The 19,782-nt window shown below is 56.5% G+C and carries 11 protein-coding genes and 4 rRNA genes; 10 read left to right on the forward strand and 5 right to left on the reverse strand.

What is annotated here, in order from left to right; all coding sequences use genetic code 11:
• Nucleotides 1–12 precede the first annotated feature (12 nt).
• The 6 genes from AB4O25_RS19170 to AB4O25_RS19195 all read left to right on the forward strand — a co-directional run bounded on the left by AB4O25_RS19170 (nucleotide 13) and on the right by AB4O25_RS19195 (nucleotide 9,199).
• Complete coding sequence (locus AB4O25_RS19170; protein WP_460149867.1) at nucleotides 13–1,233, forward strand: CaiB/BaiF CoA transferase family protein; 1,221 nt, start codon at nucleotides 13–15, stop codon at nucleotides 1,231–1,233.
• Between the two features lie 553 nt (nucleotides 1,234–1,786).
• Nucleotides 1,787–3,323: ribosomal RNA gene (locus AB4O25_RS19175) — 16S ribosomal RNA — on the forward strand.
• A gap of 307 nt (nucleotides 3,324–3,630) precedes the next feature.
• A 23S ribosomal RNA gene (locus tag AB4O25_RS19180) occupies nucleotides 3,631–6,522 on the forward strand.
• A 157-nt stretch (nucleotides 6,523–6,679) separates the two neighbouring features.
• Nucleotides 6,680–6,795: ribosomal RNA gene (rrf, locus tag AB4O25_RS19185) — 5S ribosomal RNA — on the forward strand.
• Between the two features lie 109 nt (nucleotides 6,796–6,904).
• Nucleotides 6,905–7,020: ribosomal RNA gene (gene rrf / locus AB4O25_RS19190) — 5S ribosomal RNA — on the forward strand.
• Together the 16S, 23S and 5S rRNA genes form the textbook arrangement of a ribosomal RNA operon.
• 298 nt (nucleotides 7,021–7,318) lie before the next feature.
• The gene (locus AB4O25_RS19195; protein ID WP_460149868.1) at nucleotides 7,319–9,199 is read left to right on the forward strand and encodes a methyl-accepting chemotaxis protein; all 1,881 of its coding nucleotides are present in this window, start codon (nucleotides 7,319–7,321) and stop codon (nucleotides 9,197–9,199) included.
• A 39-nt stretch (nucleotides 9,200–9,238) separates the two neighbouring features.
• On the opposite strand, the gene AB4O25_RS19200 is transcribed toward AB4O25_RS19195, so the two are convergent.
• From AB4O25_RS19200 to AB4O25_RS19220, 5 genes are all read right to left on the reverse strand, one after another.
• The gene (locus AB4O25_RS19200) at nucleotides 9,239–9,703 is read right to left on the reverse strand and encodes an SRPBCC family protein (protein WP_017528424.1); all 465 of its coding nucleotides are present in this window, start codon (nucleotides 9,701–9,703) and stop codon (nucleotides 9,239–9,241) included.
• A gap of 19 nt (nucleotides 9,704–9,722) precedes the next feature.
• A complete protein-coding gene (locus AB4O25_RS19205; RefSeq protein ID WP_460149869.1) occupies nucleotides 9,723–13,097 on the reverse strand; it encodes an amino acid adenylation domain-containing protein in 3,375 nt (1,124 codons plus the stop codon).
• Nucleotides 13,094–14,032, reverse strand: a complete 939-nt coding sequence (locus AB4O25_RS19210; RefSeq protein ID WP_460149870.1) for a diiron oxygenase — start codon at nucleotides 14,030–14,032, stop codon at nucleotides 13,094–13,096. The genes AB4O25_RS19205 and AB4O25_RS19210 overlap by 4 nt, the downstream gene beginning before the upstream one ends.
• Nucleotides 14,029–14,787 (reverse strand): DUF3050 domain-containing protein, encoded by a 759-nt coding sequence (locus AB4O25_RS19215; protein WP_065876867.1) that lies wholly within the window; start codon nucleotides 14,785–14,787, stop codon nucleotides 14,029–14,031. The genes AB4O25_RS19210 and AB4O25_RS19215 overlap by 4 nt, the downstream gene beginning before the upstream one ends.
• Nucleotides 14,788–15,117: 330 nt before the next feature.
• The gene (locus AB4O25_RS19220; RefSeq protein WP_017528420.1) at nucleotides 15,118–15,825 is read right to left on the reverse strand and encodes a GntR family transcriptional regulator; all 708 of its coding nucleotides are present in this window, start codon (nucleotides 15,823–15,825) and stop codon (nucleotides 15,118–15,120) included.
• Between the two features lie 265 nt (nucleotides 15,826–16,090).
• Between AB4O25_RS19220 and AB4O25_RS19225 the strand changes: the two genes are divergently transcribed.
• The 4 genes from AB4O25_RS19225 to AB4O25_RS19240 are packed head-to-tail and all read left to right on the forward strand — an operon-like array spanning nucleotide 16,091 to nucleotide 19,738.
• Nucleotides 16,091–16,984 carry a TauD/TfdA dioxygenase family protein gene (locus tag AB4O25_RS19225; RefSeq protein ID WP_017528419.1) on the forward strand — a complete coding sequence of 298 codons (894 nt, stop codon included), beginning with the start codon at nucleotides 16,091–16,093 and terminating at the stop codon, nucleotides 16,982–16,984.
• A 14-nt stretch (nucleotides 16,985–16,998) separates the two neighbouring features.
• Complete coding sequence (locus AB4O25_RS19230) at nucleotides 16,999–18,024, forward strand: ABC transporter substrate-binding protein (RefSeq protein WP_460149871.1); 1,026 nt, start codon at nucleotides 16,999–17,001, stop codon at nucleotides 18,022–18,024.
• Between the two features lies 1 nt (nucleotide 18,025).
• Entirely contained in the window at nucleotides 18,026–18,877 is an 852-nt protein-coding gene (locus tag AB4O25_RS19235; protein ID WP_017528417.1) for an ABC transporter ATP-binding protein, read from the forward strand.
• 12 nt (nucleotides 18,878–18,889) lie between these two features.
• Entirely contained in the window at nucleotides 18,890–19,738 is an 849-nt protein-coding gene (locus AB4O25_RS19240) for an ABC transporter permease (protein ID WP_460149872.1), read from the forward strand.
• Nucleotides 19,739–19,782 lie beyond the last annotated feature (44 nt).

A 19,782-nucleotide genomic window follows, 5' to 3' on the forward strand; every position in this document is an offset into this window, starting at 1 on the left:
TAGGAGAACGGTATGGGCGCGCTATCGCATCTGCGGGTATTGGATTTATCGCGAGTGTTGGCGGGCCCTTGGGCCGGGCAGATTCTTGCGGACCTCGGGGCAGAGGTAATAAAGGTTGAACGCCCCGGTAGTGGTGACGACACGCGGGCCTGGGGGCCCCCCTTCCTTAAAGATGCTTATGGCGAGAACACCAGTGAGGCGGCGTATTACTTGTCTGCCAATCGTAATAAAGAATCGGTGACTATCGACTTCACCCGGCCTGAGGGGCAGAAGCTGGTACGGGATCTGGCGGCTAAGTCCGACATCCTCATCGAGAATTTTAAGGTGGATGGTTTAGCGGCCTATGGGCTGGATTATGAGTCGCTTAAGGAGATTAATCCTGAGTTGATCTATTGCTCTATCACGGGCTTCGGCCAAACCGGACCTTATGCCGCGCGTGCGGGTTATGACTTCATGATCCAGGGGCTGGGCGGGCTGATGAGTCTGACTGGTCGGCCGGAAGGTGATGAGGGGGCGGGGCCGGTAAAGGTGGGAGTGGCGTTGACTGACATTCTCACGGGCCTCTATTCGACGGTGGCCATTCTTGCTGCGCTGGCGCATCGAGATCATGACGGTGGCGGGCAACACGTCGATATGGCGTTGCTCGATGTTCAGGTGGCCTGCTTGGCTAATCAGGCGATGAATTATCTGACGACGGGGGTGCCTCCGAAGCGCCTGGGTAACGCTCATCCGAATATTGTCCCTTATCAGGATTTCCCCACGGCCGATGGTGATTTCATCCTGACTGTGGGTAATGACGGGCAGTTTCGCAAGTTTGCGCAAGTGGCGGGTCAGCCGCAGTGGGCGGATGACCCACGTTTCTCCACTAATAAAGTGCGGGTGGTTAACCGTGCGGTGCTGATTCCGTTGATTCGCCAGGCGACGGTCTTCAAGACGACGGCGGAGTGGGTGGTCCAGCTTGAGCAAGTTGGGGTGCCTTGTGGTCCGATCAATGACCTTTCGCAGGTGTTTGCCGATCCTCAGGTGAAGGCGCGTGGGCTGGCGATGCAGTTGCCTCATGCGTTGGCGGGGTTGGTGCCGCAAGTTGCCAGTCCGATTCGGTTATCCAAGACACCTGTGGAGTATCGCAGCGCACCTCCTCTATTGGGTGAGCATACGGAGCTGGTGTTGAAGAGAGTGTTGGGGCTGGCGCCGTTGAATATTGCGGCGTTAAAAGAGGCGGGAGTCATCTAGCGGTTTCTTCGGGCGCATTTGGGTGGTTTTTAATCAATCTCTCTTGATTGATAGGAAAAGCAAAATTAATGGTTGACGCCAGATTCTGGAAGCCTATAATTCGCCCCACTTCCGGCGCAGTCGAAACGGAAAACTCCTTGGTAAACAATGAGTTACGCAGTTTTCGGCAGCAAGTTGCTTCAGTTCATCGAAGCCAAAAGGAAGTTGAAAAAGAGGTGTTGACAGCAGCGTGTAACGCTGTAGAATTCGCCTCCCGCTGACGAGAGATCGGAAGCGCAAGTGGTTGAAGTTGTTGAAGAAATCTTCGAAAGCTTCTGAAAATAACCGCTTGACAGCAAATGAGGCTGCTGTAGAATGCGCGCCTCGGTTGAGACGAAAGCTCTTAACCAACCGCTCTTTAACAACTGAATCAAGCAATTCGTGTGGGTGCTTGTGGAGTCAGACTGATAGTCAACAAGATTATCAGCATCACAAGTTACTCCGCGAGAAATCAAAGATGTAACCAACGATTGCTGAGCCAAGTTTAGGGTTTCTTAAAAACCCAAAGATGTTTGAACTGAAGAGTTTGATCATGGCTCAGATTGAACGCTGGCGGCAGGCCTAACACATGCAAGTCGAGCGGTAGAGAGAAGCTTGCTTCTCTTGAGAGCGGCGGACGGGTGAGTAATGCCTAGGAATCTGCCTGGTAGTGGGGGATAACGTTCGGAAACGGACGCTAATACCGCATACGTCCTACGGGAGAAAGCAGGGGACCTTCGGGCCTTGCGCTATCAGATGAGCCTAGGTCGGATTAGCTAGTTGGTGAGGTAATGGCTCACCAAGGCGACGATCCGTAACTGGTCTGAGAGGATGATCAGTCACACTGGAACTGAGACACGGTCCAGACTCCTACGGGAGGCAGCAGTGGGGAATATTGGACAATGGGCGAAAGCCTGATCCAGCCATGCCGCGTGTGTGAAGAAGGTCTTCGGATTGTAAAGCACTTTAAGTTGGGAGGAAGGGCAGTTACCTAATACGTGATTGTTTTGACGTTACCGACAGAATAAGCACCGGCTAACTCTGTGCCAGCAGCCGCGGTAATACAGAGGGTGCAAGCGTTAATCGGAATTACTGGGCGTAAAGCGCGCGTAGGTGGTTTGTTAAGTTGGATGTGAAATCCCCGGGCTCAACCTGGGAACTGCATTCAAAACTGACTGACTAGAGTATGGTAGAGGGTGGTGGAATTTCCTGTGTAGCGGTGAAATGCGTAGATATAGGAAGGAACACCAGTGGCGAAGGCGACCACCTGGACTGATACTGACACTGAGGTGCGAAAGCGTGGGGAGCAAACAGGATTAGATACCCTGGTAGTCCACGCCGTAAACGATGTCAACTAGCCGTTGGGAGCCTTGAGCTCTTAGTGGCGCAGCTAACGCATTAAGTTGACCGCCTGGGGAGTACGGCCGCAAGGTTAAAACTCAAATGAATTGACGGGGGCCCGCACAAGCGGTGGAGCATGTGGTTTAATTCGAAGCAACGCGAAGAACCTTACCAGGCCTTGACATCCAATGAACTTTCTAGAGATAGATTGGTGCCTTCGGGAACATTGAGACAGGTGCTGCATGGCTGTCGTCAGCTCGTGTCGTGAGATGTTGGGTTAAGTCCCGTAACGAGCGCAACCCTTGTCCTTAGTTACCAGCACGTCATGGTGGGCACTCTAAGGAGACTGCCGGTGACAAACCGGAGGAAGGTGGGGATGACGTCAAGTCATCATGGCCCTTACGGCCTGGGCTACACACGTGCTACAATGGTCGGTACAGAGGGTTGCCAAGCCGCGAGGTGGAGCTAATCCCATAAAACCGATCGTAGTCCGGATCGCAGTCTGCAACTCGACTGCGTGAAGTCGGAATCGCTAGTAATCGCGAATCAGAATGTCGCGGTGAATACGTTCCCGGGCCTTGTACACACCGCCCGTCACACCATGGGAGTGGGTTGCACCAGAAGTAGCTAGTCTAACCTTCGGGAGGACGGTTACCACGGTGTGATTCATGACTGGGGTGAAGTCGTAACAAGGTAGCCGTAGGGGAACCTGCGGCTGGATCACCTCCTTAATCGACGACATCAGCTGCTCCATAAGTTCCCACACGAATTGCTTGATTCATTGAAGAAGACGGTAATGCGAGATGAATGCATTATTCTATATAGAGCTTAGAAATGAGCATTCCATCCTGGCGATGGTGAATGTTGATTTCTAGTCTTTGATTAGATCGTTCTTTAAAAATTTGGGTATGTGATAGAAAGATAGACTGAACGTTACTTTCACTGGTAACGGATCAGGCTAAGGTAAAATTTGTGAGTGATTACAGATTTTCGGCGAATGTCGTCTTCACAGTATAACCAGATTGCTTGGGGTTATATGGTCAAGTGAAGAAGCGCATACGGTGGATGCCTTGGCAGTCAGAGGCGATGAAAGACGTGGTAGCCTGCGAAAAGCTTCGGGGAGTCGGCAAACAGACTTTGATCCGGAGATGTCTGAATGGGGGAACCCAGCCATCATAAGATGGTTATCTTGTACTGAATACATAGGTGCAAGAGGCGAACCAGGGGAACTGAAACATCTAAGTACCCTGAGGAAAAGAAATCAACCGAGATTCCCTTAGTAGTGGCGAGCGAACGGGGACTAGCCCTTAAGTGGCTTTGAGATTAGCGGAACGCTCTGGAAAGTGCGGCCATAGTGGGTGATAGCCCTGTACGCGAAAATCTCTTAGTCATGAAATCGAGTAGGACGGAGCACGAGAAACTTTGTCTGAATATGGGGGGACCATCCTCCAAGGCTAAATACTACTGACTGACCGATAGTGAACTAGTACCGTGAGGGAAAGGCGAAAAGAACCCCGGAGAGGGGAGTGAAATAGATCCTGAAACCGTATGCGTACAAGCAGTGGGAGCCCACTTTGTTGGGTGACTGCGTACCTTTTGTATAATGGGTCAGCGACTTATTTTCAGTGGCGAGCTTAACCGAATAGGGGAGGCGTAGCGAAAGCGAGTCTTAATAGGGCGTCTAGTCGCTGGGAATAGACCCGAAACCGGGCGATCTATCCATGGGCAGGTTGAAGGTTGGGTAACACTAACTGGAGGACCGAACCGACTACCGTTGAAAAGTTAGCGGATGACCTGTGGATCGGAGTGAAAGGCTAATCAAGCTCGGAGATAGCTGGTTCTCCTCGAAAGCTATTTAGGTAGCGCCTCATGTATCACTGTAGGGGGTAGAGCACTGTTTCGGCTAGGGGGTCATCCCGACTTACCAAACCGATGCAAACTCCGAATACCTACAAGTGCCGAGCATGGGAGACACACGGCGGGTGCTAACGTCCGTCGTGAAAAGGGAAACAACCCAGACCGTCAGCTAAGGTCCCAAAGTTATGGTTAAGTGGGAAACGATGTGGGAAGGCTTAGACAGCTAGGAGGTTGGCTTAGAAGCAGCCACCCTTTAAAGAAAGCGTAATAGCTCACTAGTCGAGTCGGCCTGCGCGGAAGATGTAACGGGGCTCAAACCATACACCGAAGCTACGGGTATCACGTAAGTGATGCGGTAGAGGAGCGTTCTGTAAGCCTGTGAAGGTGAGTTGAGAAGCTTGCTGGAGGTATCAGAAGTGCGAATGCTGACATGAGTAACGACAATGGGTGTGAAAAACACCCACGCCGAAAGACCAAGGTTTCCTGCGCAACGTTAATCGACGCAGGGTTAGTCGGTCCCTAAGGCGAGGCTGAAAAGCGTAGTCGATGGAAAACAGGTTAATATTCCTGTACTTCTGGTTATTGCGATGGAGGGACGGAGAAGGCTAGGCCAGCTTGGCGTTGGTTGTCCAAGTTTAAGGTGGTAGGCTGGAATCTTAGGTAAATCCGGGATTCTAAGGCCGAGAGCTGATGACGAGCTAACTTTCAGTTAGCGAAGTGGTTGATGCCATGCTTCCAAGAAAAGCTTCTAAGCTTCAGGTAACCAGGAACCGTACCCCAAACCGACACAGGTGGTTGGGTAGAGAATACCAAGGCGCTTGAGAGAACTCGGGTGAAGGAACTAGGCAAAATGGCACCGTAACTTCGGGAGAAGGTGCGCCGGTGAGGGTGAAGGACTTGCTCCGTAAGCCCATGCCGGTCGAAGATACCAGGCCGCTGCGACTGTTTATTAAAAACACAGCACTCTGCAAACACGAAAGTGGACGTATAGGGTGTGACGCCTGCCCGGTGCCGGAAGGTTAATTGATGGGGTTAGCTAACGCGAAGCTCTTGATCGAAGCCCCGGTAAACGGCGGCCGTAACTATAACGGTCCTAAGGTAGCGAAATTCCTTGTCGGGTAAGTTCCGACCTGCACGAATGGCGTAACGATGGCGGCGCTGTCTCCACCCGAGACTCAGTGAAATTGAAATCGCTGTGAAGATGCAGTGTATCCGCGGCTAGACGGAAAGACCCCGTGAACCTTTACTATAGCTTTGCACTGGACTTTGAATTTGCTTGTGTAGGATAGGTGGGAGGCTTTGAAGCGTGGACGCCAGTCTGCGTGGAGCCAACCTTGAAATACCACCCTGGCAACTTTGAGGTTCTAACTCAGGTCCGTTATCCGGATCGAGGACAGTGTATGGTGGGTAGTTTGACTGGGGCGGTCTCCTCCTAAAGAGTAACGGAGGAGTACGAAGGTGCGCTCAGACCGGTCGGAAATCGGTCGTAGAGTATAAAGGCAAAAGCGCGCTTGACTGCGAGACAGACACGTCGAGCAGGTACGAAAGTAGGTCTTAGTGATCCGGTGGTTCTGTATGGAAGGGCCATCGCTCAACGGATAAAAGGTACTCCGGGGATAACAGGCTGATACCGCCCAAGAGTTCATATCGACGGCGGTGTTTGGCACCTCGATGTCGGCTCATCACATCCTGGGGCTGAAGCCGGTCCCAAGGGTATGGCTGTTCGCCATTTAAAGTGGTACGCGAGCTGGGTTTAGAACGTCGTGAGACAGTTCGGTCCCTATCTGCCGTGGACGTTTGAGATTTGAGAGGGGCTGCTCCTAGTACGAGAGGACCGGAGTGGACGAACCTCTGGTGTTCCGGTTGTCACGCCAGTGGCATTGCCGGGTAGCTATGTTCGGAATAGATAACCGCTGAAAGCATCTAAGCGGGAAACTAGCCTCAAGATGAGATCTCACTGGAACCTTGAGTTCCCTGAAGGGCCGTCGAAGACTACGACGTTGATAGGTTGGGTGTGTAAGCGCTGTGAGGCGTTGAGCTAACCAATACTAATTGCCCGTGAGGCTTGACCATATAACACCCAAGCAATTTGACTACTCGAAAGAGCATCAGATTGCGGTGTGTGAAGACGAAACGAACCGAAAGTTTGTAACTCACAAAACACCGACTGCTGTCACATACCCAATTTGCTGAAGCGAGGCCATTTGGTCACGAGTCAGTACCCGAATTTCTTGACGACCATAGAGCATTGGAACCACCTGATCCCATCCCGAACTCAGCAGTGAAACGATGCATCGCCGATGGTAGTGTGGGGTTTCCCCATGTGAGAGTAGGTCATCGTCAAGATTAAATTCCAAAACCCCTGTTTGCTAACGCAGACAGGGGTTTTGTTTATGTAGAAGTCCATGAATTTCATCGGCACGTTGATACTGCGACGGGCCGGTACACAGAATTTCTTGACGACCATAGAGCATTGGAACCACCTGATCCCATCCCGAACTCAGTAGTGAAACGATGCATCGCCGATGGTAGTGTGGGGTTTCCCCATGTGAGAGTAGGTCATCGTCAAGATTAAATTCCGAAACCCCTGTCTGCTAACGCAGACAGGGGTTTTGTCGTTTAGAGGGATGCAATCCCGCCACGTTGTCCTCAAGTGAAAAACACACGACAGCGCTAACGCCTACCGCCTATCTCTTTCCTGGGTTAAAAATCAGATTTCTCCCATAAGTCCCTAAGTTTTGCTCCGACTTGGCCGAAAGCTTGATGAGCCATGCGTGCACCGAAATGGAGCGGGTGAACACTCCGCTTACCGTTTTATGGAATTTCCACTCGGCACGCTTATCCCCCTTTGGCAAAAGAAGTCGATGAAATGAATCTTAAGTTCAGTCATAAAATCTTGTTGGCCGCGTCAGGCGTAGTGGTTTTAGCCTTCGCGTTGTTCACCCTTTACAACGACTACCTGCAGCGCAGCACCATCAAGCAGAACCTGGAATCGTCCATCGAACAATCCGGGGAGCTCACCGCCAGCAGTGTGCAGAACTGGCTCAGTGGTCGAATACTGGTACTCGAAAGCCTGACGCAAAACGTAGCTCACCAAGGCAGTGCAGCGGACTTGCCTGGGCTAGTCGACCAACCAGCGCTCACCTCGAACTTCCAGTTCACCTATGTGGGTCAAACCAATGGTGTGTTTACCCAGCGCCCGGATGCAAAAATGCCCGACGGCTACGACCCCCGTCAGCGCCCCTGGTACAAACAAGCCGTGGCGGCTGATAAACCTATGCTCACGCCGCCTTATATGGCTGCAGTAGGCGGGCAGATCGTCACCATCGCCATGCCGGTGAAAAAGAACGGCGAGCTGCTGGGTGTAGTGGGCGGAGACCTCAGCTTGCAAACCCTGGTGAAAATCATCAACTCGGTGGATTTCGGCGGCATCGGGCATGCGTTCCTGGTCAGCGGCGACGGCCAAGTCATCGTCAGCCCGGACGAGGACCAAGTGATGAAAAACCTCAAGGACATCTATCCCGGCACCCGCTTACGCATCGAGAAGGTCAATCAGGAGGTTGTGCTCAAGGGCCAGGATCGTATTTTGTCCTTCACTCCGATCAGCGGCTTGCCAGGGGCAGATTGGTATATCGGTCTGTCGATCGATAAAGACAAAGCCTACGCACCGTTGGGTAAATTCCGCACGTCGGCATTGATCGCTATGCTCATCGCCGTGGTCGCGATTGCTGTGCTCTTGAGCCTGCTGATTCAGGTCTTGTTGCGGCCCTTGACCACTATGGGGGTTGCGATGCAAGACATCGCTCAAGGTGAAGGTGATCTGACCCGCCGCCTCGCTGTTACCAGCAAAGATGAGTTTGGCGAAGTCGGCAGTGCGTTTAACCGGTTTGTGGAACGTATCCACGCTTCGATTTCCGAAGTGTCTTCGGCAACACGCCAGGTGCACGACCTGTCCCAGCGAGTGATGGCATCCTCCAACGCGTCAATCATCGGTTCCGATGAGCAAAGTGCGCGTACCAACAGTGTGGCCGCAGCAATCAACGAACTGGGTGCCGCCACTCAGGAAATCGCGCGCAACGCGGCTGATGCGTCACAGCACGCCAGCGGTGCCAGCGAGCAAGCCGACGACGGTCGCAAAGTGGTGGAGCAAACCATCCTGGCGATGTCTGAACTGTCGCAAAAAATCAGTTTGTCCTGCACTCAGATCGAAACACTGAACGCCAGCACCGATAATATCGGCCACATCCTTGATGTGATCAAAGGCATCTCCCAGCAAACCAACTTGTTGGCACTGAATGCCGCGATTGAAGCTGCGCGTGCCGGCGAGGCGGGACGTGGGTTTGCGGTGGTGGCCGATGAAGTGCGCAACTTGGCTCACCGTACTCAGGAATCGGCTGAAGAGATTCATAAAATGATCACTTCGCTGCAAGTGGGTTCGCGCGAGGCGGTGACCACCATGAACGCCAGCCAAACGTCCAGTGAGCAAAGCGTCGGGGTGGCCAACCAGGCCGGCGAACGCCTGGTCAGCGTCACGCAGCGGATCGTTGAGATCGACGGTATGAACCAATCCGTCGCAGCGGCCACCGAGGAGCAGACGGCCGTGGTGGAAACCCTCAATGTGGATATCAACCAGATCAACCTGCTTAACCAGCAGGGCGTGGCCAACCTCAACGAAACCTTGAAGGATTGCGATGCGCTGTCGCAACAGGCTAATCGGCTGAAGCAACTGGTCGACAGCTTCAAAATCTGAGCCGTTGAGCGTGTGAGTAGGAGCGTGCAGTGTTCGCTCCTACTGCGGGCCCAACAAGCGGCTGACGTTGTCCAGTGCGCTTTCAGCGAAAGCCTGTACAAATTGTTCAAATCCCACCTGTGCAGCGTCCTCCGGTTCGGCAATGAGGGTCCACGTTACCCTGGAGCACTGTGTCTCCAGTGCGTCCACGTTGATTGCTGCCCACAATCTAGCCACGCCCAGAGTGTTGTAGAGGGTGGTCCAAGTCATATACATGGCGTGCTCATCCCGGCTATTGAGCTGTTCCACCACCTGGTTGCCATCTCGGAAAAACTTCGTGCGTAAAGCACCCACACCGGTACCGGTCATTTCGATGTGTGACAGAGCGGGGATGAATACATCAAAACCTGAAAACGTCCCCACCATGTTCCACACACGCCTGGCCTGGCAGTCGATCACCCGCGAGGCCACTATCGGCCGTCCCGTTGGATTGCGGATTAACGTATCCGGTTGCAGCCGTTTCATAATGTTGTCCTGACGCAATTCATAGAAAACCGATGGCCTTGAGGTAATTGCAACCTCTGCTCAATAGCGCGGGGGTTTTATCGGGATACTGCTCACCCATTTGCTCAACGCCACGCTGTGCGTTCTCGTGAAGGATCATCCCGGTATCGCCGATGTCTTCATCCAAGCGATCAAGATAAAAACCGAGTACGCCAAACAGCGCGTTGTCCTGGTCCACCGTCTGTAGCGCCTTCTGCCATTGCGTGATGCTTACCCGCTCAAACATATGACCGGCTCGGCTGAACGCATCCAGATAATTCTCCCAGCTCAACGGCTGCGGGTTATGCAGGTTGAACACGCTTCTATCGGCTTGAAAACGACTGCCGTGGAACGCAATGAAGCGCGCCAGAAAGTCCACTGGCATCAGGTCGAAATTCAAATCCAGCCGCGGAAGCAGGCCTAGTTGCAGCGAGCCCTTGAGCATCAGCATCAGGCGATTTTTTTGCGGCCGGCAAACCCCATTGCGGCTGTTGAAGCTGATGTTTCCGAGGCGATGGATATTGACCCAGGCCCCGTTTTCAACCGCGCGCCCCAGCAGTCGCTCCGCCACCCATTTGGAGAGGTTGTAGCCATTCTTGATATACAGCGGCAATGTGGCCGCCGCAGGGGCTTCAAGGATACGTCCCACCGTGTCGATACTGCTGGAGGCGGACAGCGTCGAGACAAAATTGAATACTTTCTTGCAGCGCGTCTCGCATAGACGCAAGCATTCGAATACGGGCTCGACGTTGTTCCTGGCTAGCGAGGCGTAGTCCATGACGTGGTTGACCTGCGCCGCGTTATGCACCAGCACACCGAAGCCTTCGACGAGAGAGTCATAGACGTCGCGGGCCAAACCCAGTCGAGGCTGGCTGATGTCGGCGGCGAATACCTGTACTCGGCTCAGGTCCATATGGTCCAAGCGGTAATCGCGCAGCGCCTGGGTAAACCTCATCATCGCGCACTGCCCCGGTCGTTCACGCACCAAGCACGCCACCTCAATGGCGCCACCGGCCAACAGGGCTTCGACGATGTGTATACCGACGAAACTGTTGGCGCCTGTGACTATAACTTTGCGCGGATCGCCCCAGGCACCCTCGGGCAACGAGTTGATCGTCCACGGCCGTTGGGCATCCCGGATCGCCTGGCCGGAAGAGGCGTCGGGGCGCTCCCCGTCTTGCATCAGCGCTGCCAGCGTACGAACCGTCGGGACTTCAATGAACTGGCTCAGCGCAAAACCACGGCCAAATTGCTCGCGAACACGCAACAACAACATCGACAGCAAAATCGAATGGCCGCCGAGGTCGAAGAAGCTGTCATCAATACCCACGTTTTCGGCGGGCAACCCCAACAGCTCGCCCCACAGGCCGCTCAGCTGTGCTTGCAGCGCGGTGCGCGCAAGGCAGGGGGTCGCCTGCAAAATGGGCTGTGGTGGTAGCGCCAACAGCGCCCTGCGATCAACCTTGCCGTGGTGAGTGTGCGGTATGTCTGGCAGTTCAACCCAGAAGCCAGGTTGCATGTAGTCCGGTAGCCACTGCTGTGCATGCGTGCGCAACGCGGCGACCGTAGCACCTGGTTCGGGCTGGGCGAAAAAGGCGTGGATCCTGCGGTCAGGGTCGATCACCACCGCCAGCCCGCGATACAACCGGCTGTTGCGCAGGCATTGTTCAATTTCCTGGGGTTCGACCCGAAACCCACGGATTTTTACCTGATCATCGCGCCGCCCGCCCAACACGATACCCTCGGCGGTCCACTGCGCAAGGTCGCCACTGCGAAAGGCCTGCACGGCCTGGCCCCCCGGCAGCAGCAGCTCGACAAACCGGCCGGCGGTCTCCTGCGGCGCATTCACATACCCCAGGCTTACCCCAGGCCCAACGATATAAAGCTCGCCGGTTACCGCTTCATCTACGGGTTGCAACTGGTCATCCAGAATCAGCACCCGGCTGTTGGCGATGGGGGTGCCAATGTTGCGATTGTCGTCGTTGGCGACCAATGTCCGGTGCGTGATCAGCACCGTGGTTTCGGTGGGGCCATAGAGGTTGTGGAGCTGACACTGCCCCGCCAGGCGCTCGATCACATGGGGTTCGCAGGCATCGCCGCCAGTGAGCAGATGCGTCACACCCAGAGGACGGTCCAGCGGTAGGAGGTTGAGCAGCGCGGGCGGCAGAAACGCATGGCTGACGCGCTGCCGGCGAAGCAATTCCACCAGTAACCGGGGGTCGTGCCGTTGCTGTTCGCTGGGGATGATCAACGCGGCGCCGGCGATTAAGGTGGGAAAGATATCGATGAGCGATGAGTCGAAACTCAAGGGCGAAAACTGCAACACCCGACTGTGTTCATCCAGTGCCATACAGGTCCTGAACCAGGCCGTGAAATGCGCCAGGTTGCCTTGGCTCAGTTGCACACCCTTGGGCTGGCCCGTGGTTCCCGATGTGTAGAGCAGCATGCACGGCGCGTCCGGGCAGGCGTGATTGGATGTCGGCGCACAGAGGGTTTCGGTGGTGTCGCCAGGGTCGACGGCACTGACATCCAACGCCAGGAAACGTCCCCGCAACGGATGCTTGCCGGTGTCCAGCAGCACCTGAGCCCCGGCGAGCATCATCTGATGACGTTGAGGAGGCTGGTCAGGGGCGAGCGGCAAGTACACCGCGCCACAGCCAAGTACCGCGAGAATGCTGGCGTACAGCTCGACGGATTTTGCCAGGCATACACCGATCACTGGCGGCGCCTCGAGCGCCTCCAGTAACGGGCGCAAGCGTTGCTGGATTGCCATGGCCTGCACGTGCAGCTGGCGATAGGTCACCTCACTCCCGGCGATGCACAGTGCCGGCCGATTGGCGAAAGCGAAAAGGTTGGCCTGTATTCGTTCGAACACCGGCACCTGGGCTTCCTGCCTCAATGCGCGGTCGTGTGTACGATTGAACCGATGCATAAAGGCCAACGCTTCAAGTCCTTGCAAACCCTGCTCGGGCCAGTCCGTGGCGACCGTACTCAGAGGCCGATATCCAGGGTCCCGTGAAAAGCCACTGACGTGCAGCGCAACCCAGTCCACCAGTGCGCCTGTCACCTGCTGGCGCAGTCGCTGGCCATTGCCACTGGGCTCTTCGGCGATGTTCAGCACGGCACACAGTCGTTGGCCACGGTCATAGGCGCGTAATTGTAGCGCGGGCAACCCACAGCCACTTTCCGGGCCAACCCCCAGGCGCAGCCTTATACAGGCCGCTTCGCCCACCTCGTCCGGCAACGGCAGGCTACCGTCTTCAAGCCACAGGTCGATGGCCTCGTCAGCAGACACATGCCCGTACTGCTCCAGTACCGGCCTGATGGCACCCAGTGCCTTGCTGGTGCCGCGCCATCCGATGGTCAGGCGCCTCATGCGGGCACCGGCAGATAGTCGTTCAGCGCCTGCGTCACACTGGGTGTGTGCAGTAAGCCGCTGTGTTGCAGGAAGCTGATGATATTGCCCATCAAGGGGTGCTGGCCGGTGATGGGAAACGCCAGCGTGATCACTTCATCACGCAGCGCACCGCGCACACTGCTGCTTATATCCAGGTGCTCGATCAACTGCAGGTCGAAGTTCTTCTGCAGGTCATTGATCAGGTAATGGCTCAGGAATATCGGCAACACGTGCGCGATGCTGTCACGGTCAGCCGGGCTCGCGGTTTGCCAATAGTGTTGCACCAGGCGAGTCCAGAATTGCGCGTGGCGACCTTCGTCAAACAGGTGGTCGGCCATCAAGCCACGAATGGACGCTTTGACACTGTTGTCCTTGGAAAACGCCGCCACATCGTGGGTGACGCTATTTTCGGCGATGGCCACGCCAATCAGCTCCACAGCGTCGCGCAGGTGGGCCGGCGCCTGAGCCTGTGCCGCCGGCAGAGCGCGGCTCAGTTCGATGTGTGCGGGTAGATCCAGCGGTTGTACGCCTGTCATGTCCAGGGTTTGTTGCAAGAAGTCCAACGCGACGAGGGCGTGGTAATCCTCATCCACCACTACCGTCATGGCATCCACGCGGCAGGCGAATGGGAAGGGCACCGAGAAGCGGTTCTTGGCGATGTTACGCGCGGTCTTGTCGACGATCTCAGTCTCGAAGATCACCACATCGTTGATAAATTTGTAGAAGCTCTGCACCAGCACGAAGTCGCGCCATTGGGGGCACTGCTCCACAAAAGTGGCAGTGAGTACCAAGGGTTGGCGGCATAGCGGATAGATCAACTTGTCATCGTTTTCCAGCAGGCGGCGGGGGCGTGTGCGGATGGTCGCGCGGCGCTCCCAGTCGTCGACAGTCGAGGTGTAGTTGGCGATGTTCATGGCTGCACTTCTTGCAGCGCCGCCCGCATCTCGTCCCAGAGCGCGATACGGCTTTGCACCGCGGCAAGGGCTGCGTCGTTGGCTTGTTGGCGGTACGCCGGGGCTACGCGCACCAGACGTTCGAGCAACTGCTCAGCCGCCGGCCCGTGATGGCCGGCATCCAGTTCGATGTGGCGTTCAAGGTAGCCCCGCAAGGTAGGCGCCTGGCAACGCAGGAGCGTATCAGACCGCAGGAAACGCTCGAACATGTTCGGAATAACCTGCTCGCGAGCGTGAAAAAAAGCGGCTGCCACACAGTGGATGGGAGCTTGCAGCGCAATGTGCAATGTGTCGCTGACAAACCGGCGTACGCCGGCGGGTGCATCGATCATATGCAAGGCGCTGCCCGCTTCGACGCCTTCGCGTTGCAGTGCGACGAAGCGGTCGATCGCGCAAGGGCTGGCGCCGACTTCGAGCATGGCCTCCCGGTACCACTCGAAGTGACTGCAATAGCCTTGCCGGGGGTGTTCGTCTGATTCTTCGCCCAGCACAATCTCATTGATCAGGCGCGCGGCGAGTGGGTCGGCCGGTGGCAGCCAGGGCAAGCGAGTGCAGCTCAGGTCCTGTTGCAGGCGTTTGGTAAGTGTCATGAAATCCCAAACGGCGAATACATGGCTCTCCATGAAAAGTTGTAACTTTTTTTGCGAGGTTATTTCCGTTAATAGCGGGTGGCTACATAACTGTAGTTTTCTTTTTTCAAGTAATGATTGATACATGGTGTAGGCCTATAAGTTGTTGCTTTTGCCGTGAAACAGCAGCGGGCTTTTATACGCGGCAAAGAGATAAACAGGTCTAAACCAAGCGCGACGCGCACGCTGTTCATGCGGATGGGCTGCGCCGTCGACGCAAGTGTCTGGTTTAGTGATAAGCGATAATAGGCGGGCTGAAAAACGTAACGAGTATAGGAATGTAGTGGATGTTTTTCTAAATGATATTGGCCGTGGGCAGCGGCTTTATTAAATAAGAAGCTTCTTTGGCGCAGGGGCACTACCCGGCAGACACAGTACCCCAACGTTAAGCGTAAAGAAGGGCGGGCGAAAACCCGATTACGGGGTTTTCTTGCCGGTGGTGTCCACGCCATTGAGATAGGTGGTAATAACTTCCATCCCACGCATCAGGTGATTGCGCAGGGTCAGGACGCTTTCCTCGACTTTCTTCTGCGCCACCAGGTTCAACAGTTCACGGTGGTCGTCCTGGGTTATCTGGCCCAGCCCCATGGCCTGAAGGTTGAAGCGCAGGAAGCGTTCTTCCTCATTCAGCCCGTGTTCCACCAATTTGAGCAGTCGCTGGTTAGGCGCCTTGCCGTAGAGCGCCATGTGAAACAGGCGATTGAGACGACCCATCTCGGCGTAATTTTCTTCCTGCTCCAGAGCGCGGATAAACGCGTCCGCTTCGGCGATATCGGCGTCGGTCAGCAACGGAATCGACAAGCGCAAGGCTTCAGACTCCAGCAACATCCGCAATTGATAGGTCTCCGCCGAATTGTCTTCAATCACGGGGGCCACCACGGCGCCTTTGTGGGTCACCACATGCAGCAGCGACTGGGCCTCCAGCTGGCGCAAGGCTTCACGCACCGGCATGCGGCTGACCCCGAACAGGCTGGCCAACTCCTGCTGACGCATGGCGGTACCACAGGGCAACCGGCCGTCGAGGATGGCATTGCGCAAGGTTTCTTCAATCACGGAGCGAGCAAGGTGGGCGGGAATAGGACCGCTGATCTTGATGCTGTTCAAAGGGGTCGGCTTCTGCGTCACGGCTACGTTGTGCTCTTTTTCTAAAAGTGATGGCTAATTGGATCCAATGCACACTAGAGAGTGCCCTTAAGCTTGTCAAACAGGCACGGTTTCGGCTTGTAAGCGTTTCAACACGCGATTCCGACGGCCCACGCCAGGCTTTTCGCAGATCTTACACGGCCCGATCACCTTGCTCCCTTCCCGCATATCGTTATTCATTATCGGTATTTAAAATCAAGTTCTTATGCCTATAAAGTCAATCTCCTGACCGACCGGGAGTGAACTCATGTCCGCCGCCTCTACTGTTCCAACAGCGATCCCTGCCGCCCAAGCCTTCGAGGTGCGCCCACTGCCCGGCAGCGTGGGGGCCGAGATCATTGGCCTGGACCTGTCCCGGCCAGTCAATCAGCAGGATTTTGCGCGCATCCACCGCGCGCACCTGGACCATCACGTGGTGGTGTTTCGCGACCAGCGCATCACCCCCGAACAGCACATCGCCTTCAGCCGCCGTTTTGGCGTGCTGCAGATTCATGTGCTCAAACAGTTCCTGCTGGCCAACCATCCCGAAATCCTGATCGTCTCCAACATTATTGAAAACGGCCAATCCATCGGCCTGGGCGATGCCGGCAAGTTCTGGCATTCAGACCTGTCCTATAAAGAACTGCCCAGCCTTGGTTCGATGCTGCACGCACAAGAGCTGCCTAGCGAAGGCGGCGACACCTTGTTCGCCGACATGCACAAGGCCTGGGATCAGTTGCCCGAGCACTTGCGCAAAGCCGTCGAGGGACGCAGCGCCGCGCATTCCTACACGGCGCGTTACAGCGAAACCAAATTCGAAGGCAACTGGCGCCCAACGCTCACCCCGGAACAGTTGGCGCAAGTGGCCGAAGTGGTGCACCCCATCGTGCGCACGCATCCGGAAAACGGCCGCAAGGCGCTGTTCGTCAGTGAAGGCTTCACCACCCGCATCGTCGGCCTGCCCGAGGATGAGAGCCGTGACCTGCTGGCCCAGCTTTATGCCCACAGCGTGCTGGCGCACAACATCTATCGCCATCAATGGCAGCCTCACGACCTGGTGTTCTGGGATAACCGCTCGCTGATCCACCTGGCCGCCGGTTGCCCGAGCCACCTGCGCCGCAAGCTGTTTCGCACCACCATCCAGGGCGACGCGCCTTTCTGATTCGGAGCATGACCATGTCCAGGAACATTCCATTTGCGCGCTTGGCCGCCACCCTCGGGCTGGGCGTGAGCCTGCTGGCCGGTAGCCTGGTGGCGCCTGCGGCGGCCCAGGCCGAAGGTGAGATCCGCATCGCCGAACAATTCGGCATCGTTTACCTGTTGCTCAACGTGGTGCGCGATCAGCACTTGATCGAGAAGTACGGCAAGCTGGAAGGCATCGACATCAAGGTCGACTGGACCCAGCTCTCCGGTGGCGCGGCGGTCAATGATGCGCTGCTCTCCGGCTCCATCGATATAGCCGGGGCCGGCGTCGGCCCGCTGCTGACCATCTGGGACCGCACCCACGGCAAACAGAACGTCAAGGCCGTGGCGTCCCTGGGCAATTTCCCGTACTACCTGGTCAGCAACAACCCCAAGGTCAAGACCATCGCCGACTTCACCGAAAAGGACCGCATCGCCGTCCCCGCAGTGGGCGTGTCCGTGCAGTCGCGCTTCCTGCAATACGCCGCCGCCAAGCAGTGGGGCGACCAGGAATTCAATCGCCTCGACAAATACACCGTCGCCGTTCCGCACCCCGACGCCACCGCCGCACTGATCGCCGGCGGTACCGAGTTGACCGGGCATTTTTCCAACCCGCCGTTCCAGGACCAGGCCCTGGCCAACCCTAACGTGCACGTAGTGTTGAACACCTACGACCTGCTCGGCCCCAACTCGCCAACCGTGCTGTTTGCCACTGAAAAATTCCGCAACGACAACCCCAAGACCTATAAAGCGTTCGTCGAGGCACTGACCGAAGCCGCGCAGTTCGCCCAGAACGACAAAGGCGCCGCCGCCGATACTTATATCCGTGTGACCAACGCCAAGATCGACCGCGCCGAGTTGCTCAAAATCATCGACAACCCGCAGTTCGAATTCAGCGTCACCCCAAAAAATACCTACCCGCTGGCGGAGTTCCTCTACCGTGTCGGCGCCATCAAAAACAAGCCTGAATCGTGGAAGGACTACTTCTTCCAGGACGACAAGCCCCTGCAAGGAAGTTGAAATGAACGCGCCCTTGCAAGGCCACGCGGCCAGCAACCTGCACACCGCCGAGCCGCTGCTGGCGGTGGATAACGTCAGCCTTGAATACCGCACCCCCGAGCGCGTGGTGCGGGCCACCCACCAGGTCAGTTTCGAAATCGACCCGGCCGACCGCTACGTGTTGCTTGGCCCTTCGGGCTGCGGCAAGTCCACCTTGCTCAAATCCATCGCCGGGTTTATCAAGCCCTGCGAAGGCCAGATTCGCCTGTTGGGCCAAAAGGTCGAGCAACCGGGCCCGGACCGCATCGTGGTGTTCCAGGAATTCGACCAGTTGCCACCGTGGAAAACCGTCAAGCAGAACGTGATGTTTCCACTGCTGGCATCCAACACCCTCAAGCGTCGCGAAGCCGAAGAGCGCGCGCTGCACTACCTCGATAAAGTGGGCCTCAGTGCCTTTGCCGAGGCGTACCCGCATACGCTCTCCGGCGGCATGAAAGCCCGCGTAGCCATCGCCCGTGCCTTGGCCATGCAGCCGAAAATCCTGCTGATGGACGAACCCTTCGCCGCCCTCGACGCCCTGACCCGGCGCAAGATGCAAGAGGAGTTGCTGCTGCTCTGGGAAGAGGTGCGCTTCACCCTGTTGTTTGTCACGCACTCCATCGAAGAAGCGCTGGTGGTGGGCAATCGCATCCTGCTGCTGTCGCCGCACCCTGGGCGCGTGCGCGCGGAAATCCACAGCCATCAATACAACCTGCACAGCCTTGGCGGTGTGGACTTCCAGGCGTCGGCGCGGCGCATTCATCGCTTGTTGTTCGATGAAACCACGGCTGCCGAACCCGAGTTGGGTTTTGCCGATATCCGCATCGCTTACTAAGGAGGGCGACCCATGCGCCAGGAATACGAAATCACCCTCGAACCTTTGCTCAGCGTCCCGGTGGAACGCGAACTGCCACTGCGCCAGCGCTTGTGGCAACAAGGCTGGCTGCGCAAGGGCCTGATCCTGATCGTGCTGGCGATCCTCTGGGAAGCCGTCGCGCGCTACCAGAACAACGACCTGCTGCTGCCGAGCTTTCTGCAAACCTTCAACGCGCTATACGACGGGCTGCTCAGCGGCGAACTGCTGAGCAAGGTGAGCATCTCGCTGGTGGTATTGATCAAGGGTTACCTGATCGGCATTGTGCTGGCGTTCGCTCTCACCACCTTGGCCGTGTCGACCCAATTGGGCCGCGACCTGCTCAGTACCCTGACCTCGATGTTCAACCCGCTGCCGGCCATCGCATTGCTGCCGCTGGCGCTGCTGTGGTTCGGCCTGGGCCAGAACAGCCTGATTTTCGTGCTGGTGCATTCGGTGCTGTGGGCGCTGGCGCTCAATACTTACTCGGGGTTTTTAGGCGTGTCCGAAACCCTGCGCATGGCGGGCCGCAACTATGGTCTCAAGGGGATGCGCTTTGTGCTGTTCATCCTGATCCCGGCGGCGCTGCCGTCGATTCTTGCCGGCCTCAAGATCGGCTGGGCGTTTGCCTGGCGCACGCTGATCGCCGCCGAACTGGTGTTCGGCGCCACCAGTGGCAAGGGCGGTTTGGGCTGGTACATCTTCCAGAACCGCAACGAGCTGTACACCGACAAGGTATTTGCCGGGCTGGCGGTGGTGATCCTGATCGGCCTGTTGGTGGAAAACCTGGTGTTTGACACCTTCGAGCGGCTCACCGTAAAGCGTTGGGGCATGCAGCGCTGATACACCTGCTACGATTGCATCCCGTTCACTCCCTTACGCTCACG

This window comes from Pseudomonas sp. S3_A03, from assembly GCF_054668275.1.

What these genes read in the sequence shown, in the direction of transcription:
- AB4O25_RS19170 (WP_460149867.1), top strand. Translation starts at nt 13, where the DNA reads ATGGGCGCGCTATCGCATCTGCGGGTATTGGATTTATCGCGAGTGTTG.
- AB4O25_RS19195 (WP_460149868.1), top strand. Translation starts at nt 7,319, where the DNA reads ATGAATCTTAAGTTCAGTCATAAAATCTTGTTGGCCGCGTCAGGCGTA.
- AB4O25_RS19200 (WP_017528424.1), bottom strand. Translation starts at nt 9,703, where the DNA reads ATGAAACGGCTGCAACCGGATACGTTAATCCGCAATCCAACGGGACGG.
- AB4O25_RS19205 (WP_460149869.1), bottom strand. Translation starts at nt 13,097, where the DNA reads ATGAGGCGCCTGACCATCGGATGGCGCGGCACCAGCAAGGCACTGGGT.
- AB4O25_RS19210 (WP_460149870.1), bottom strand. Translation starts at nt 14,032, where the DNA reads ATGAACATCGCCAACTACACCTCGACTGTCGACGACTGGGAGCGCCGC.
- AB4O25_RS19215 (WP_065876867.1), bottom strand. Translation starts at nt 14,787, where the DNA reads ATGTATCAATCATTACTTGAAAAAAGAAAACTACAGTTATGTAGCCAC.
- AB4O25_RS19225 (WP_017528419.1), top strand. Translation starts at nt 16,091, where the DNA reads ATGTCCGCCGCCTCTACTGTTCCAACAGCGATCCCTGCCGCCCAAGCC.
- AB4O25_RS19230 (WP_460149871.1), top strand. Translation starts at nt 16,999, where the DNA reads ATGTCCAGGAACATTCCATTTGCGCGCTTGGCCGCCACCCTCGGGCTG.
- AB4O25_RS19235 (WP_017528417.1), top strand. Translation starts at nt 18,026, where the DNA reads ATGAACGCGCCCTTGCAAGGCCACGCGGCCAGCAACCTGCACACCGCC.
- AB4O25_RS19240 (WP_460149872.1), top strand. Translation starts at nt 18,890, where the DNA reads ATGCGCCAGGAATACGAAATCACCCTCGAACCTTTGCTCAGCGTCCCG.